Source organism: Vibrio sp. B1FIG11, assembly GCF_905175335.1.
GTDB lineage: Bacteria > Pseudomonadota > Gammaproteobacteria > Enterobacterales > Vibrionaceae > Vibrio > Vibrio campbellii.
This window is the reverse complement of record NZ_HG992752.1, coordinates 1,749,372-1,767,223: the sequence shown is the minus strand read 5'-3', so window position 1 is coordinate 1,767,223 and position 17,852 is coordinate 1,749,372. Positions and strand designations below refer to the sequence as shown.

Annotated in this window: 13 protein-coding genes and 1 pseudogene; 4 read left to right on the top strand and 10 right to left on the bottom strand. The window is 45.2% G+C overall.

All coding sequences use genetic code 11. The features are described 5' to 3' along the window. Positions 1 to 14: 14 nt before the first annotated feature. Both KHO06_RS24520 and KHO06_RS24515 read right to left on the bottom strand, forming a co-directional pair. Positions 15 to 1,622: a DUF1254 domain-containing protein gene (locus KHO06_RS24520; protein ID WP_244858425.1), complete on the bottom strand. Its 1,608-nt coding sequence runs from the start codon at positions 1,620 to 1,622 to the stop codon at positions 15 to 17. Between the two features lie 224 nt (positions 1,623 to 1,846). Continuing rightward, positions 1,847 to 2,872, bottom strand: coding sequence for an AraC family transcriptional regulator (locus KHO06_RS24515; RefSeq protein WP_212582757.1), 1,026 nt, complete (start codon positions 2,870 to 2,872; stop codon positions 1,847 to 1,849). A gap of 132 nt (positions 2,873 to 3,004) precedes the next feature. Here KHO06_RS24515 and KHO06_RS24510 point away from each other — a divergent pair, with 132 nt between their 5' ends. Further along, the gene (locus tag KHO06_RS24510) at positions 3,005 to 4,480 is read left to right on the top strand and encodes a DUF1214 domain-containing protein (RefSeq protein WP_212582756.1); all 1,476 of its coding nucleotides are present in this window, start codon (positions 3,005 to 3,007) and stop codon (positions 4,478 to 4,480) included. Positions 4,481 to 4,549: 69 nt separating this feature from the next. Here the strand turns inward: KHO06_RS24510 and KHO06_RS24505 are convergent, their stop codons facing one another. From KHO06_RS24505 to ppsA, 5 genes and pseudogenes are all read right to left on the bottom strand, one after another. After that, entirely contained in the window at positions 4,550 to 4,846 is a 297-nt protein-coding gene (locus KHO06_RS24505) for a Dabb family protein (RefSeq protein ID WP_167424062.1), read from the bottom strand. Between the two features lie 164 nt (positions 4,847 to 5,010). Further along, positions 5,011 to 6,267 (bottom strand): tyrosine--tRNA ligase, encoded by a 1,257-nt coding sequence (gene tyrS, locus KHO06_RS24500; protein WP_212582755.1) that lies wholly within the window; start codon positions 6,265 to 6,267, stop codon positions 5,011 to 5,013. Positions 6,268 to 6,348: 81 nt separating this feature from the next. Then, positions 6,349 to 7,170 carry a helix-turn-helix transcriptional regulator gene (locus KHO06_RS24495; RefSeq protein WP_212582754.1) on the bottom strand — a complete coding sequence of 274 codons (822 nt, stop codon included), beginning with the start codon at positions 7,168 to 7,170 and terminating at the stop codon, positions 6,349 to 6,351. Between the two features lie 116 nt (positions 7,171 to 7,286). Further along, positions 7,287 to 8,067, bottom strand: a pseudogene (locus KHO06_RS24490) (hypothetical protein). A gap of 186 nt (positions 8,068 to 8,253) precedes the next feature. Then, positions 8,254 to 10,623, bottom strand: coding sequence for a phosphoenolpyruvate synthase (gene ppsA, locus KHO06_RS24485; protein ID WP_212582753.1), 2,370 nt, complete (start codon positions 10,621 to 10,623; stop codon positions 8,254 to 8,256). Positions 10,624 to 10,972: 349 nt separating this feature from the next. Between ppsA and KHO06_RS24480 the strand changes: the two genes are divergently transcribed. Further along, positions 10,973 to 11,809: a pyruvate, water dikinase regulatory protein gene (locus KHO06_RS24480; RefSeq protein ID WP_045374514.1), complete on the top strand. Its 837-nt coding sequence runs from the start codon at positions 10,973 to 10,975 to the stop codon at positions 11,807 to 11,809. 117 nt (positions 11,810 to 11,926) lie between these two features. Here the strand turns inward: KHO06_RS24480 and ansB are convergent, their stop codons facing one another. Both ansB and KHO06_RS24470 read right to left on the bottom strand, forming a co-directional pair. Then, positions 11,927 to 12,991 (bottom strand): L-asparaginase 2, encoded by a 1,065-nt coding sequence (gene ansB, locus KHO06_RS24475; RefSeq protein ID WP_212582752.1) that lies wholly within the window; start codon positions 12,989 to 12,991, stop codon positions 11,927 to 11,929. Between the two features lie 316 nt (positions 12,992 to 13,307). Continuing rightward, complete coding sequence (locus KHO06_RS24470) at positions 13,308 to 14,795, bottom strand: EAL domain-containing protein (protein WP_045400350.1); 1,488 nt, start codon at positions 14,793 to 14,795, stop codon at positions 13,308 to 13,310. A gap of 461 nt (positions 14,796 to 15,256) precedes the next feature. Here KHO06_RS24470 and KHO06_RS24465 point away from each other — a divergent pair, with 461 nt between their 5' ends. After that, entirely contained in the window at positions 15,257 to 15,472 is a 216-nt protein-coding gene (locus KHO06_RS24465; protein WP_005429629.1) for a hypothetical protein, read from the top strand. A 146-nt stretch (positions 15,473 to 15,618) separates the two neighbouring features. Here the strand turns inward: KHO06_RS24465 and KHO06_RS24460 are convergent, their stop codons facing one another. After that, the gene (locus KHO06_RS24460; RefSeq protein ID WP_012129939.1) at positions 15,619 to 16,875 is read right to left on the bottom strand and encodes an adenylosuccinate synthetase; all 1,257 of its coding nucleotides are present in this window, start codon (positions 16,873 to 16,875) and stop codon (positions 15,619 to 15,621) included. A gap of 107 nt (positions 16,876 to 16,982) precedes the next feature. On the opposite strand from KHO06_RS24460, the gene KHO06_RS24455 reads away from it, so the two are divergent. After that, positions 16,983 to 17,852, top strand: coding sequence for a LysR family transcriptional regulator (locus tag KHO06_RS24455; RefSeq protein WP_005429633.1), 870 nt, complete (start codon positions 16,983 to 16,985; stop codon positions 17,850 to 17,852).

Genomic DNA, 17,852 nt, shown 5'->3' with positions numbered 1-17,852 from the left:
TTTAGTGATATTAACTAGTCAACACAGTTGATCTTTTCAAACTCACCAGGTCTCCATGTTTTGTCAAACAGTGGCTTAGTTGGACCATAAAAACGAATTAGAGAGAACCAGCTTGGATTTTTGAATTGAAGCCAGTTTTTAGCTGCTAACGATGCATCTTTTGGTGCTGTAGGACCGAAGAATAACGTTACAGAACCATCTTTGTTTGCAATTGGGTGGTCACGGTCACCTAATGAAGGCCATTCATGGTTTTCTACATCAACGCCACTAGCGGTTGCACCATCATAAGCTGTAACCGACCAGAATAAATCAACTGGAACATTTGCTGGGATATTCAGAGAGTAGTTACATGTGCCGACTAAAGGATTGTGATCGCTGTCTTTATAAGCTCCGGCGTATTTGGCACCAAGCCCTACCTTAGCGTTGATCATACCAGTCGATATTGAATAATGGTTAGTATACATGTGAGCTAATGCGTCAACATTTGTATATCCAGTTTTCACGTTTCGGTAGTATGCATCTGACACTGCGAAATTTTGGTTACCATTTTCTGTAAGAGCATGAGCAACCCATGTAGGACGATCTTTCCAGAACCATGTATCACCAATTTTTGAATTGGACAGCTCATCAAAATTCAAAGCGATATTTTTAGTGATTTTCCAACCTGTTTGAGCGGCTGCATCGAGAAGCTTTTTCTGTTCTGGTGTAGGGGCAAACTTGCTACCTTTTTTAATGCCTACAGCATTCATTACGCCATTCATGTAAGGGTCAAAAGTTGCCAACTCCATATTTTGAACAGCGCGGTCAAGCATTTCATAATAGGTGTGATCGTTCTTCCAAAGAGCGTTAGCTGGCACGTCGGATACTTCAAAGAACTTCATGTCTTTACCGTGGCCTTTAAGCGGGTAAATCTTAATTTCTTTTATACGGTCTACCGCTGGCTGAAGCTTATTCATGTCCATAAAGAATGAACGCAAGAATAAGAACACTTCTGATGTGTTGGATTCGTAAATGAAATACTTATCAGATACGTCTTTAAATTGATCGCGAGTGTAACCAGGAGGAAGAATAAGGAACTTAGCTGCTTTACCTTTGTCTGGGCCTGCTTTACCAATATCACCGAGGTATTGACCATGAACTTGATCTTTATCTAGAGGCCCACGCAGAGGCTGCTGATACATATCATCCATCAGTGATTGCAACCCAGCTGGGTGCTCAATTACTAATGGGCCAGTATCCTTCATATCTAGCCAACCCATAGCATAAATTACATCTGAGTTAGGTGTGGTGATTTTTGTGTTTGGTTTTAATCGATCTTGATAGATTGCAATTTTGTTGTAGGCAGTAGTGCCATCCATCAGTCTAGCATGGCCTTCCTGCATTGCTTTCATATTAACGATTGGCAACGCCCATTCATAGAGTGTGGTAGCGCGCTGAAAATAAGATTCAGTAAATAGGGCTCTTTGACTATCAGGAGTTGGTTGACCACCGTTCATTTCTAAGTTCGCAAGAGTAGAGTAGCGGTCTTGTAAAAGTTCTGCCGGAGTTGAGTTCGCAAATACCGAAGTACTTCCTAGGGCTAGAGCGGAAATTGATAAAGCAATAAGAGTCTTATTCATCATCGGTTCCTTGTTATCGGGTTTATGAATGTTTCATTTATTCAGAAAGAGAACTGCAATCACTATCAGTTATAGATAATGATGATTTCATCACTTGTTTGCGTTTTGCTCACAAGTTTTAATTGATGGTACAGGCATAAATGCTATCTATTCGTTTTCAATAACAGAAATGAATTGATGTAATTCAGGTAATAATTAAAAGGAATTAAAGGATGGGTTGTTAACCGTCACACGCGATGCTGTTTTCTATATTGCAAAGGGGTGATGCCATTGGTGCGTTTGAACTGGCGGATAAAAGAATCGGCAGAAGCGTAGCAAAGCATGTCAGCAATGGTGCCGATTGGATATTCGCTGCTGGTGAGCTGCTTTTTGCTCTCGGTGTCGCGGACTGAATTCACGATATCTCGGTAGGTGAGGTCATTTTTGTTCAACAAGTTCTGCAACGTTCTCGGGTGGATGCCGAGCATTTTGCTGACCAAGGTTTTGCTGATATCACCGAGAGGAAGCAATAACAGAATCGAGTTGGTGGTGATTTCCAATAGCGTGTTGTGATGTTGAAGACCGTGAGAGACTTTGCGTCGCATTTGATTGGTAATGGTCATCTCCAAATAGGGCTTTTCTGCGAGTAGGGCTTTGGGGAACTCAAAACCATCGAACTGACTACCCAATATCACTTTGCATCCAAAGAAACGTTCAAGACGTTCTATCTGTTTTTGCTGCTGTGCTCCTGATTCACCTTGGTAGCGCGCTTTAAAATGCACTTGATGCAACTTCAACCGTTCTCCCAATACCATCTTGAACGTCGTAATAATGCCTCCGATGGAAAGTAAAGAGTGTTGGCTTGTATCGACATTGGGTTCGAATAAGAACTGAGTAAAGTGGCGAGCAATGTCGTCACGAATATCAAGTTGATGGCGAGAAGCACGTTGCTGATAGCTGTACAGACCAAACAAAACCGGATAGATGTTTGCGAGAGATTCCTGACTGGCAATCAGCAACATAGCGATGTCCAAAGACTGGTAGTCAGTCAAGGTACTGAGCTCTAGGGCGAACAGCGGGTCTTTAGTCTCTTTGGCGGCCAAGTTCAGCAGTTCTGCAAATTGCTGATGGCTAAGCTCTTGGTTTTCATTGTGTAAGGTTGAGATTTGAATATTGAGCTTTGAGGTTAAGGTTTGAGGCTCCACACCATATCGTCTGCACAATCTAGGAAAAGCAGAGAGGTATAACGCACTCAATCGATATTCGTTTTTCACTCAAATATTCTCAAAATGTCAATTTTTAGTCTTGGCTTGTTTTTAAACTGCGCCACATTGAGTTGGTCAAGAAATGACTGATTTCAACTTCATCCTCCCGATACCGCCTGAAATGACGAGTAGAGAATAGACATGAAAAAAGTAACGAAAACCCTTATCTCTGGTTTGATATTTGCCGCTTTAACCAGTAGCGCATACGCAGACAACAACATCAAGATTGAGAACATGCACACCCGCTCTGGTGATTTTGCTTTTGAAACCAGCGTGCTCAATGGCATTCCAACAGAGGAAAGCTCAAAGAAATTGTTTAATCTGATGGATTTTCAGCGTGCGACACAAGCTTACATTTGGTCTATTCCGCTGACGTCTAACTACGCGTGGAAGGCGGCGTATGAAAAAATGGGCTCAGAAGATGGACAAATCACTTATGTGGCATCGCATCAGTCTAAATTGGGCGGCCTAACTTACAACACCTCAACGCCTTACGCGATTACATGGTTTAACGTAGAGAAAGAGCCCGTAGTGGTGAACATCCCGACCGACGAACTGCGTGGTGCGGTGCATACCATGTGGCAGATTGGCATTGCACAAATGACCAAGCCAGGCACATACGTGATAAAAGCTAAGGGCAGCGAAACACCAAAGAACCTACCAAAAGATGCGGTGGTACTTGAATCGGATACCAACTATGTCTTTTTTGGTGTGCGCTTAATGGCGAAAACCGAGAAACAACGCATGACGGACTTGGAGTCGATGTCAATCACGCATTTGGATGGCAAACCACTCAGCGATCGAGGTGTTAACTTCCCGAAAAAAGGTCTCGATGCGAAACACCCACGTGGTATGGAGTTTTGGCAAGTGCTCAACGAAGCCATTCAAACAGAACCTGTTGCAGAACGCGATCGCATGATGCACGACATGTTGCGTCCATTGGGTATTGAGAAGGGTAAACCATTCGAACCAAATGCTGAGCAAGTGAAGATCATGAAAGAAGCGGTCGTGCTTGGTGAGGCCATGACTAAGAATATCGACTTCAACAAAACGGGTCGTTTACATCAATCGGAATATGGGCCTGAAGGGAACCGTTGGGAAGTTGCAACAGCATCAACACCAAACCAAGATCGCGCTTATGGTATGGATCTCGATGGTCGCGCGGCATGGTTTTATGAAGCGGTGACGAACGATATTGCGATGCATGGTTTTGAAAACGGTGGCTGGGGTCAGATATACCTTGATAACTATCGTGACGGCGAAGGCTATGGCCTAAATGGTAGCAATCATTACACACTGACTTTAGATGGCGATGTGAACTATGCCGACTTGTTCTGGACCATTACGGTGTACAACGTGGAAAACCGCGCCATCATCGATAATGATATTCAACGTGCGGATGTCGGCTCAAACGTTCTGGGCACAGTGAAAGACGCAGACGGGAACTACACGTTCCATTTCTCACCCACTAAGCCAGAAGGTGTGAATGAAGCAAACTGGGTACAAACTCGACCGGATGAAAACTGGTTTGTGTATTTTCGCGCTTACTCACCAAGCAAAGCGTTTGTTGAGCAGAAACCAGAAACGATTCTGCCAAACTTTAAACACGTGAAGTAACCTCAAAAGCCACCATGATGCAAATTGTCGTGGTGGCTTTTTATTTGTCCGGAAACTTACCTGAGAGATTCAGATTTCGTAATCAAACACGATGATGTCTTCAAGCAGTGGCCTAAATACTTCTTTCAATGCATCGTGCTCTGGGTGTGGTAGGTAGTTCTGACGACCCGCTTCATCGGTAAACGTCATCATCACAGCGTGTGTGTAGTCTTTGTTCTTTCCTTCTGGGCTATTATTTAAGCCCCATTCAACGTCGGTTACGCCTTCCACTTTCGTTGGCATGGCTTCGAATAGCTCTCGCAGTTGTTGGATTTTGTCGCTGGTGGCAGAAGCTTGAAATTTGATGAGTAGAATGTGTCTGATCATAGCTTTGTGTTGTTATATTTTGTTGTGTTTGAAGAACAACACTATAACGGGCATCTACTCTAAAATTAGCTTTTGGCTTCACAAAATAGGGAAACAAAAACGCGAGCACTTTGGCTCGCATTTTAGTTGATCTAGCTAGATCGTAGGTCGTTAGATGGGAGCAGTTAACCCTCGATGCGTTTCACTAAGTAGAAATGCTTTTTACCGCGTTGAAGCAACCAGTACTGATCGAACAGCGGGAAGTTCAAGCTTGGGTTTTGTGCATCCACTTTCTCGCCGTTCACACTGATGGCGTTGTTACCAATAAGCTCACGAGCAATGCGCTTGGAGTTGGCTAATCCTGATTCAACCAGAAGTTCGACCAAGTCTTGCTCGGCACTTTGCATGCTTGGTAAGCCATCGAGTTCCAACTGCTTTAGCTCGCTCAAACTTAGTTGTTGCACATTGCCACTAAATAGCGCTTGAGTGATTCTCTCTGCACTTGCTAAGCCTTCCTCACCATGGACAAAGCGCGTCATTTGCTCTGCTAGGATACGCTGTGCTTGCGGTTTGCCTTTACTCTCTTTGTCTTGTGCCTCAATCGCAGCAATCTCATCGCAGCTCAAGAAGGTGTAGTAGCGCAGGAAGTGGTAAACATCGGCATCTTCAGCAGATAACCAGAATTGGTAGAAAGTGTAAGGTGAGGTCTTACTTGGATCTAGCCACACTGCGCCACCTTCGGTTTTACCAAATTTAGTGCCGTCAGATTTGGTGATCAAAGGTAGGGTTAGACCGAAGACCTGCTCACCATTTTGGCGGCGAGTAAGGTCAATGCCGCTAACAATGTTGCCCCACTGGTCATTACCACCGATTTGCAAACGACAGCCGTACTGACGGTTTAATTCTGCGAAGTCGTAAGATTGCAGCAGTGCGTAACTGAACTCGGTAAATGAGATGCCTTGATCTGGGCGCTGCAAGCGTTGCTTCACCGACTCTCGGCTGATCATGGTATTCACGGAGAAATGCTTACCTACGTCGCGGAAGAAGTCGATCACGTTAATCTGCTTCACCCAATCCGCATTGTTTACCATGATCATTGGCTTGCTGACTTGGTTATTCATCAACTGTTGAATTTGATTCGACAGATCTTGTACCCAACCCGTTACGGTCTCTTCTGAGTTTAAGCTTCGCTCTGTGGCTTTAAAGCTCGGGTCACCAATCATACCGGTCGCACCGCCTATCAGGGCGATGGCTTGGTGTCCTGCATCTTGAAAACGTTTGAGCATAATCAGTGGCACAAGGTGGCCAATGTGCAAGCTACCTGCGGTTGGATCGAAACCGCAGTACAAGGTTTGTGGCTCAGATAGCAGTTGTTGAACTTGGTCTAAATCGCTCGCTTGGGCAATTAAACCGCGAGCTTGTAAATCTTCAATCAGTGTCATCGTCTTATCTTTATCTGGTTTGGTTGTATTCAGATTAAAAGGCGATGCGGAATCGAGGTATATCCCTAAAGGGACAGTTTGTTATCTTGATTGAGTGATCAGGTGGTTGAGGAACAACTGAAAGAACTCGCTTAGCGATGCCACATTCAACTGCGCGTAAATGCGTTTACGGTGGTTCTTAACTGTGCCTTCCGTAACATCTAGGTGTGTTGCAATCTCTTTGCTGTCATAGCCTTGCGCGATCAATGCCGCGATTTCTTGTTCTCGTTTAGTGAGGACGGTTTGGCCAAACGATGCCAGTGCGGATTCAATCGCCGTACGCATTTGCCCTGAATATGCGTTAGGGCTAAACACTGGCTCGGCAAGTGTAAACTCGGTCTGTTTCCAGTGCTGTTGGCACAAAGACTGAATAATCGCGAAGTTAGATTTAAGCTTGGTGACTTGAGGCTTGGTGAAGCGTTTATCATCTTGCATAAATCCAAAGTAGAGCATCACCCAACGCTTCGGTTCGATTTCGATCAGCATGCTGAGTTCATCCTTCCAGCCCGTTTGATGGTAAAACTGCTCACAGTAGGCTTGGTAATCGAGATCGTTACGCGCGACGTCTTTGCCTACGACATCTTTGAGCGTAAAAATGCCTTGCTCTTTGTTGGTGTTAAGCTTCTGGTAAAACGGGTCGTTTTGAAAAGAGGTGGTGAGATAACGCTGGAACAAAAGCTCGCGTTCATTCTCAATCGAATCATACAGATAGATAGGGTGTTTGCCTTCGCGGTAGCCGAGGATCACCGCGCAATCAAAACTCAATAAAGAAGCAATAACACGCATCAGTTTAGGCGTAAAGCTTGGTGAGTTAAGGGCAGAAATTGTCAATGCAAGTTGAGTGTTGAATGCGTCGTTAGGCATGGGAATTCGAGCGTGCGATAAAGGTTGAGATAAGCATAACGCAACAGACAGATATCCCAAAGTGATCAAAAAGGGGAGCGTTGTGCTCCCCTCAAAAAATTGTAGTACAAGCGCGATTACTGCGAATCGGTCAGCTCTTTGTTGACCCAGTATTTCGAGCCAGAAATGTTCGCATCAACCAACAATCCCGTGGTGTTTAGCTGATATACCGCTACGCCACTGTTGAATTGCGCTGTCATCTCTTCGCCATCCTCGCCTGCAACTAAAGAAGCTTCGCTCGATGCTTCCCAGCCTTCCTCGACAAAGGTGTTGAAGTTTTTTTTCTTTCTCAAACAGCACGACTTGTTGGTAGAACTTACCGCCAACACCAAGGGCGACGCCAGCTCCAAACATGTTCATGTAAGTGCGCTTGTCGGTCGATTTGTTGACCGCAACACCGGAGCCTGAGTTGGTGTGGAACATCAACGACAGTTTGCGTGAATCAAACACTGCGTAACCGTAAGCTTTGTCGTAGAGTATTTTGGCTTCAGGTTTCTCATTAAACAGTTTGAGCAAGGTGCTATCCGCCATCAAATCAATCGCTTGGCGAGCTTCTTCTGGCGTATCACCTTCCATCAGCTCATCAATTTTCTTGTCGGCTTCGTCGATCCACTCTTTACTGGTTTCAATACTTGCATCCGTCCATTCGCCAGCGGTGTTAATCGCATCTTCTGACCAATTAGTAAAATCTTCCCATGCTTGTTTTGAGAATTCTTTGGTGCTGTCCCACGTCTCCTTCGCCGTATCCGAAACTGCCTCCCCTAGGTCTGAAAGGCTGTTAGAAATGTCGTCCCAGTCGGCATAAGCCGGAGAAGTGAGCATGACTAAGGCAGTGATAAGAGCAAGAGGCTTTTTCATATATCCATTCTTCTATGAAATAGGTGTGCTTTAATTTTAGGTGAAAAAGGGAAGGGGGAGAATATAAGGAAGACATAGCGTGGGATTGCGGTCACGAACTCACATAGCTTTTACATGGCAGGTAAAGAAAAAACCCTCAAACTCAGGAGTTTGAGGGCTTCGTATTACAAGTTAGAGAGGCTCGTTTTACTTGCTGACTTTACCTAGCTTCAACCATGTATCGATAACCGTATCTGGGTTGAGTGAAACAGAGCTGATGCCTTGTTCCATCAACCATTCCGCAAGGTCATCGTGGTCTGATGGACCTTGGCCACAGATACCGACGTATTTGCCCGCTTTGGTTGCCGCATCGATGGCCATTTGCAGCATGGCTTTCACTGCTGGGTTACGTTCATCGAATAGGTGTGCAACATCACCAGAGTCACGGTCAAGGCCAAGCGTAAGCTGAGTCATGTCGTTTGAACCGATAGAGAAGCCATCGAAGTACTTCAAGAACTCTTCAGCAAGTACTGCGTTTGACGGTAGTTCACACATCATGATGACTTTCAAACCTTGGTCGCCGCGGCGTAGGTCGAACTTAGCCAGTAGGTCGATAACCGATGCCGCTTCGCTTGGTGTACGTACGAATGGGATCATGATTTCAACGTTCTTCAGACCCATCTCGTTACGAACGCGTTTGATTGCTTGAGTTTCTAGCTCGAAACAGTCTTCAAACACCGGAGAAATATAGCGAGACGCACCACGGAAGCCGAGCATTGGGTTCTCTTCATGCGGTTCGTAACCTTTACCGCCCACCAAGTTGCTGTACTCGTTCGATTTGAAATCAGACATACGAACGATCACGCGTTTTGGCCAGAATGCAGACGCGATAGTCGCGATGCCTTCGGTTAGCTTGCTAACGTAGAAATCGATTGGATCTTTGTAGCCACGGATACGCTCAGTGATTTCAGCTTTTAGCTCATCGCTTTGCGCATCGAAGTTCAGCAACGCTTTCGGGTGAATACCAATCATCTTGTTGATGATGAATTCAAGACGCGCAAGACCGACACCTTCGTTTGGAATTTGAGCGAAGTCGAATGCACGGTCTGGGTTACCCACATTCATCATGACTTTGGTTGGAAGCAGCGGAAGCTCATCGACCGCTGAGCGCTTGATTTCAAACTCCAGCTCGCCTTGGTAAACGTAGCCCGTTTCACCTTCTGCACAAGACACAGTCACTGTCTCGCCGTCGGTTAGCTTGCTGGTGGCATCACCACAACCAACGATAGCCGGAATACCAAGCTCACGTGCGATGATCGCTGCGTGACAAGTACGGCCGCCACGGTTCGTGACAATCGCAGACGCCTTCTTCATTACTGGTTCCCAGTCTGGGTCAGTCATGTCAGTAACCAGTACATCGCCTTCTTGTACCAATGACATTTGGTCTAGAGAGTCCACCAAACGCACTGGGCCTTTACCGATACGTTGACCAATTGCACGACCTTCAACCAAAACGTCTGCTTTGTTGCTTAGCTCGTAACGCTCAATCACGTTTTGCTCGCTTTGAGAACATACGGTCTCTGGGCGTGCCTGTACGATGTAAAGTTTGCCGTCGATGCCATCTTTTGCCCACTCAATATCCATAGGACGTTTGTAGTGCTTTTCGATGATCATCGCTTGTTTTGCTAGCTCTTTGATCTCTTCATCATTCAGAGAGAAGGCGTTGCGCTCTTCTACTGACGTGTCGATGATCTCAACTTGCTTACCGATCTCTTGACGGTCTGAGTAGATCATTTTGATCTGCTTAGAGCCAAATGTCTTCTTAACGATAGGGTGTTGACCTGCTTCTAGCATTGGCTTGTGAACGTAGAATTCATCAGGGTTAACCGCCCCCTGAACCACCATTTCACCCAAGCCCCAAGAAGAGGTGATGAATACGACTTGGTCGAAGCCAGATTCCGTATCTAGGGTAAACATAACGCCAGAAGAGGCTTTGTCCGAGCGCACCATGCGTTGGATACCTGCCGACAGCGAAATGCCGCGGTGGTTAAAGCCTTGGTGTACACGGTATGAAATTGCGCGGTCATTGAACAGAGATGCGTAAACGTGCTTGGTCGCTTCTAGTACTGCATCAATGCCTTTTACGTTTAGGAACGTCTCTTGCTGACCTGCAAATGACGCATCCGGTAGATCCTCTGCAGTTGCAGAAGAGCGAACGGCAACAGAAATCTCAGGATGATTGTCTGTCAGTTCTTTGTAGTTATCACGGATGTCTTGTTCAAGATCCGTAGGGAACGGGGCTTCTAATACCCATTGACGAATGGTGGCACCTGTCTTACGCAGAGCTTCTACATCCTCAACGTCTAGTTCATCAAGTAGTTGGTGAATACGCTCATCCAAACCTTCGTGGTCAAGGAATTGGTTAAACGCATACGAGGTTGTCGCAAAACCGTTTGGTACTGATACACCAACATTGGCTAGGTTAGAAACCATTTCGCCAAGTGAAGCATTTTTACCGCCGACCTTGTCGACATCATCCATGGATAGTCCATTGAACCAGAGGGTGTTCTTTTGCATGTCTTTCTCCAGAAACATTGCAGCTTTGTAGGGGATTAATACCAACCTCGAACAGCGGTGGTTCATCCTTGCAGGTCAATGTCATCGAAGACACAGTTTCGGGCTGACAACAGCCATTGCAGCTAAGGGGCGTTAACTACAACTTCCCAACTAGGGCTTAAACGAATTTTCCGACGCAAACATGTATCAACACTTTTCTTGGCTGATATGAAAGGCAAACGATTACGTGTTTACTTAAAAAAACTCCGAAGAATTTTCAAAGCTGTGGGGCACGCAATTGCAAGCCAAACTCATTTATTAATATTATGTAAACCATCCTACTCAAATGAATTTGAAAAAATAAACAAAAATGCAAATAAATAGCCAAAGTCGTGATGTATTCTATGTTTCTGACGGAACGGCCATAACATGTGAGACATTAGGCCATGTTGTTTTGGGTCAGTTTTCCTTCATTCCTAATGAAAAAACCTTTCCTTTTGTCGAAAGTGAAGACAAAGTTGCCGATGTTATTAAGGAAATCGAGATTTCCTACCAGCGTGATGGGGTTAAGCCCTTGGTATTCTTCTCGATTGTTGTGCCAGAAATTCGTGAAATGTTACTCAAAGCGCCAGCTCACGGTTATGACGTGCTAGAAAGCATTGTGCAGAAGGTGCAAGATGACATTCAGATGGAGCCACAGCCGAAGATGCAGCGCTCACGTAGCGTAAGCAAAGATTCGGATACCTATTTCGACCGTATCGCTGCGATTGAATACACGCTTGCTCACGATGATGGCATCACACTTAAAGGCTTGGATGAGGCCGATATTATCCTCCTTGGCGTGTCACGCAGTGGCAAAACACCGACCAGCCTGTACATGGCGATGCAATTTGGCTTACGTGTGGTGAACTACCCGTTTATTGCAGAAGACGTCAAGATGATGCGCTTATTGCCGGAGTTTGAGATTCATCGCCACAAGTTATTTGGTTTAACCATCAACCCAGAACGTTTGAATGAGATCCGCGAGAATCGCTTGTCAGGCAGTGAATACGCAAGCACTGAACAATGTAAGTTGGAGCTTGATACGGTAGAAGCGCTGTTTAGACGGGAGGCAATTCCTTACATCAACACTTCGTCTTTGTCGGTGGAAGAGATCACCACGCGCATTCTCGAAAGAGCAGGAATGAAGCGTCGCTTGTTTGGCTAGGTTGCCCTTGTTTGGCTAAGTTGCTAGTGAAAAATAACAAAAGAGGAGGCATCCGAACCTCCTCTTTTGTTATTAGCGGTTAGCTTTAACTCATCGAAAAGCTTGTGAACTGTTCGATTAGTAATGTTGGAACATTTTCTGGATGTCTTGGTAATTTTTGGTCTGTGTTAGCGATAGCATCAACAAAATACGAGCTTTCTGAGGGTTCAACGTACCAGATGCCACGAAACCGTATTTATCGTCGTCAATCTCAGCATCTAGGGTAGTAGAGCCGGTAGGCGTGCGAGAGCTGCGAACAACCATGATGCCATCTTTACTCGCCTTTTCTAACTCATCAAATACCGTGTGGTACAAGTTACCATTGCCCACACCTGCGCTGACGATGCCATCAAACTTTGCATCGACGAATGCTTTCACAGGTAAGCTCGACGCATTGGCGTAGTTATAAACGATTCCGACTTGTGGCAGCTTATCGAGCTTGGAAACATCGAAGGTTGTTTCAGTGGTGTGTTTGCGCTCTGGGCTGCGTTGGTACTTCGCATCGCTGTTGTGAATGTAACCGAGTGGACCAAAGTTCGGTGATTGGAAGGTGCTGACTGATGTTGTGTTGGTTTTCGTTACGTCACGCGCATCAAAAATGGTGTCGTTCATTGCGACTAGCACGCCTCGACCTTGAGAATCTTCATCCGTTGCGGTCACCACTGCGTTGTAGAGGTTAACTGGGCCGTCAGCACTCATTGCCGTAGAAGGGCGCATTGCACCTACGATCACAACAGGCTTGTCACTCTTCACCGTTAAATCTAGGAAGTAGGCGGTCTCTTCTAAGGTGTCGGTACCATGAGTAATCACAATGCCATCTACGTCGTCCTGAGCGAGCAGTTCATTCACACGCTTGGCTAACGTTAGCCAGACTTCATCGTTCATGTCCTGAGAGCCGATGCTGACCACCTGTTCACCGGAAATGTCGGCAATTTTGGTCATACTGGGTACGGCGGCGATCAACGAATCAACACCGACTTTACCTGCGGTGTAATTTGATTCTGTCGCAGATTGACCTGCGCCAGCGATAGTGCCGCCAGTCGCCAGAATTTTGATGTTTGGTAAATCGGCATTGGCAAAAGCAAATGAGCTCATGCACAAACCAAGCGTGATCGAACTGAGGCGGAGAAACTTTTTGGTCATAGGAATCACCTGTTTTTGGGTTAGATGTTGGGGGAAACGTTATCTATCCTAAAAACAGAACAGTAGATCTTTTGAGTACAACTTCACCAATTTACAGATGAAAATCGTGATCAACTAATCACTTAAAGAACATTAAATCAAGTGTTTAACCTAATTGGCGTGCTTCATTAACAAGTGAGATCTTTCAGCAGTCTGTTTAACAATTGGTTAATTGCTATTCATGCATTTGTAATTAACGACTGAATTTGACGATGTATTGAGGGAGAAAGCTTTGGCTGAGCACCGCTTGCTCAGCCAAAAATTGGGTTGATTAATCTTAGCTAAGCGCAGGCGCGAGAGTTTGAAGATCGGCTGGTTGGTGCAATGCCAAATAGTCTAGAAACTCAGGCTTTGGAATAGGTTTTGAAAAGTAGAAGCCCTGTATGTTGTAGAAGCCGAGGTCATGTAGAGCCCACAATTGCGCCTCCTCTTCGACACCTTCCACAATGACAGACATATTCAGTGTCTGGGAAAGAGTGTGTATCGCCTCGAGTAAAGGCTGCGTTGTTTTTCCGTTACCTAAACTGGTTACGAAGACGCGATCAATCTTGATGATGTCGAATGGGTATTGCCCAATAAAATCCAGACCAGAATAGCCTGTACCAAAATCATCAACGGCAATACGAATGCCCAGTGAGGCCAGTCGGTCCAAGTGTTGACGCAATATTGAAAACTCATCTTTGTTAAAAATCGCTTCTTCGGTAATTTCAAATACCAAACGTTCACTAATGAAATAACTGAACATCAAGCGAGACTCGACTTCTTTAATGAAGTCATCTCTGAGAATCAAAGAGCGACTGACGTTAACGCTAATGTAGCGATCATGAAAGGCTTTCTTATTTGTTGAGATCATCTTGATCGCTTTGTCCAACACTAGATAAGTGATCTGATCGATCATCCCAACTTTCTCGGCAAGAGGGATAAAGATACCAGGAGAAATGAACCCTTGAACCGGGTCGTTCCAGCGCACTAAAGACTCGCCACCGATGACACTGCCATCACGTTGGTCAACGATAGGCTGATAATGCACACTCAAGTTGCGCCCTTTGATAGCTTGAGCCAGAGAGAACTCCAAACTGTTTCTGGCCACCTTTTTTGAATTAAAAAACAGATGGACGACCAGAGCACAGGCCATTCCTAGCAGCCCAATCCATAACTTGCTTGCCAAGAATTGCCAATAGAATGCATAACCAATTGTCGAGTAGACCGTGAAAGGGAGGATTTCTGAAGTGATTTGTTCGCTGCGCAGTGCGTTGCCATCAGTCAGATCAACAGCGGTTCGATTAATAATATCGACTCGATACTTCATGTCACCGAAGCTAAAAATATCCTTCACCAGCATTTCCAGTACTTGTTTTGGAAATACCACACTGATGCCTCGCCCTTTATCCGAACTAAAAAATAGGATCAATGCTTGGTTATTGGTCAACGCTCGCTGCGTGTAAGACAGCGTGGCGTGTACATCGCTATCACCCAAGCGTTTTAGTATTGTCGAGTAAATCCGAAAGGACGGATGACGTTCGCTACTGGTGCACTGTACCTTGCCATTTTGATCAAATGTAGCGATGTCTTTTGCCATCCCTAAACCAAAGATGTTGGTGCGTAAGTCGTGGATCAGTTCGCTACACGGTTTGAGATAAAACTCATCATCGAGTAAATGAGCTAACTGTTGAACATTGCTGTGAAACTCAGATTCAATTGCCTCTACTGCCTGTTGTGTGAGCTTTTTATGATATTGATGGGCAAAAGGGATAAATGCCACCATAGTGATCGAAAAAGAGAGTAGGCCGACAACACACAGTGTGAGGTTGTTACTCCACTTTTTAGATGGATTGGAGAAGAATCGATTTGCCACAGATATAAGTACAGCAGGTAAGTAATGACATAAAACTATATTAAGCATGTCAATTTTAGGAATTGTTCAATGTAAAGTGTGATGAGAGTCTTATAAAATTTACGCAAGTTACTATTTTTTAATAAAAAATAAGATTCTCTTTCTCATAAGTTTGGTAAATACCCCTTTCGGTAATATTTGTTATGTAATGGTTTGCACTTCAATTTTTCTTCAAGGTTTTGTCTGAAAAAAGTTGTTCAAAGTGTCGTTGAAACACGCATTTTCCATCGTTTACTCTGACATTTTCTTAACGAAGTGTTTCAAAACTTGGTTTAGTTTATCTACAGCAAACGATTTCGTTGTACGTCTGCAATTAACAAGAGGTTAGGGATATGATTGCCAAGGTTTTCTCTGTAGAAGTGACTTGTCCAAGTTGTGGTGAGCTTCATACTAAAAAGTCTAGGGACTGGTTTATCGATAAAAGTACGCCGTTTTTAACCGGTGAAGGTTACGACTTTTACTGCGGATGTGGGCAAGAAGTTGAGTTCTCTTTGCTGTCTCAGCAACACGGCTCTGTGGTGAGGCCGTTGGAAGAACTAGCGTTCTGACGCTCGTTAAAACATAGAACAGTATTTGTTTTAGCAAAGTATAAAGTGCATAAAAAAAGCGGCTTTACCCCGGAAAAGATAAAAGCCGCTTGCTAATATAACCAAGCACTTACTGTAACTTGGATATAGACGTGTTATTCCACGTCTTAGCGCATAATCATTTGTTCACGACCAGGGCCAACCGATACCATTTTCACTGGTACGCCCATTAGCTCTTCAATACGTAGAACGTATTTTTGTGCCGCGACTGGTAGCTCTTCGAATTTACGGCAACCAGTAATGTCTTCACTCCAGCTTTCCATCTTCTCGTAGATTGGTGCTAGTGCAGCCGTTTGAGGCCAAATTGGGTTCTCACTGTGCTCGCCTTCGTAACCAACACAGATTTTTAGATCTTTAAGACCTGTCAGACAGTCTACTTTTGTCAGTGCGATTTCAGTCGCTGCCTGAAGCTCAACGCCGTTCTTAGTCGCAACTGCATCAAAGTAACCCATGTCACGTGGGCGACCTGTTGTTGCGCCGAACTCACCCGCTAGTTCACGGAATGCATCTTGCTCTTCCATTGCAGTGATTAGCGTACCAGTACCTACTGATGAGCTGAACGCTTTTGCGACTGCAATAACACGCTCTGGACGCAGAGCAGGAAGACCACTACCGATGCCAGCGTACATAGACACAACGTTTGAAGAGGTTGTCCATGGGTACTCACCGTAAACAAGGTCACGGCCCGCACCTAGTTGTGCTTCGAACAGTAGAGTTTGGTCTTTTGCTTGTAGCTCTTTTAGCGGCAGCGTTACGTTGCAAATAGCATCACGCCAAGGGGCAGACACTTCCAGCAACCAGTTCGCCATTTCTTCAGCGGTTTGCTCGAATTCAAACGTTGGGTAAAGGGCACGTAGTTGTGGAAGTTTCCAGTCCATCCAGAACTTGATGCGTTCTACTAGAACTTCTGGTTGTTTTAACCAACCAACTAGGATGCCTTTTTTCATCACACGGTCGCCGTATGCAGGTGCAATACCTTGACGAGTAGAACCGTATGCTTTGTCGCCTAAGCGTTGTTCTTCTAGCGTATCTTCTAGTGCGTGTAGAGGTAGACACAGTGTTGCACGATCAGAGATGCACATGTTCACTTTAACGCCCGCTTCCGCGACTTCCGCAATCTCCTGAGACAGCGACGCAGGGCTGATAACCATACCCGGACCTAAAACTGCCAAACAGTCAGGGTTGAAAACGCCACTTGGTAGCTGGTGCAGCTTGAACGTACCTAGGTCGTTAACTACGGTGTGACCCGCGTTGTTACCACCTTGGAAACGAATGCTTGCAGAAGCTTGCTCTGCCAAAAAGTCAACGATGCGGCCTTTGCCTTCATCACCCCAGTTTGCACCCACAACAACGATAGACGACATAATTCATTCTCCAAAAACAGACCGGAAAATCTTAGGATGCTCGCATGAATAAGAGAAATTAATTATACTCATTAACTTGATAAGAAAATCATATCGGGTAATTTTCTATGTTGGATTTGAACTGGTTACGTACCTTTGTCACCTTGGCAGAAGTGAAACATTTCGGAAAAACAGCGATTGAACTGCACATGACGCAGCCAAATGTCAGCCTTCACATCAAGCAACTAGAACAAGCTACTCGTACCAAGTTGATTGAACGCAACCCAGTACAGCTGACTCAGGCTGGTAAGCGATTATTAGACACTGCCGAGCACATGCTGAATGAGCTGCAAATCTGCCAATCCGATCTCAATGCCATTAATGACTTAACGCAAGGGACGCTCTCGATTGCGGCGAGTGATATTGTCTCGCGCCTGTTACTTATCAAGCCATTCCAACAATTTAAAAACGAATATCCTGGTATCGATTTAGCGCTGTTCAACACCACTTCATCACAAGCGGTAGATTTAGTAAAAAGTGCCCGCGCAGACATTGGCTTTGTTATTGCGCAGAAAGAGAGTCAACCACTGCACTTTACTCCTCTGACGCAAATACACTGGTGTGCTTTCGGCGATAATATTTTCAAATGGAAAGAGAACACGGAAGAGAACCAAACCTTGATTCTACTGGGGCACGATACCCGAACGCGTGAACTGATTGATGCCTCTCTGCCAGAGCTAAACCTGCCAAAACACAGAGTTATGGAAGTGGGTAGTGTAGAGGCGCAAATCGACTGGGCCGAAGCCGGCTTTGGAACGGCGATTGTGCCTGATTTCTCACTAGATCCAAGATTAAAACTCTCACGAGAAGTGACGCCCTTACCTAGCTTCCCCAACACCGATTTTGGCTACATCGTGCGCCAGAATCAGGTGCTATCCAAAGCCGCCAAACAGTTATTGAAGTGGGTGGGTGAGAATGTATCTGTTGTAGAGGTTTAA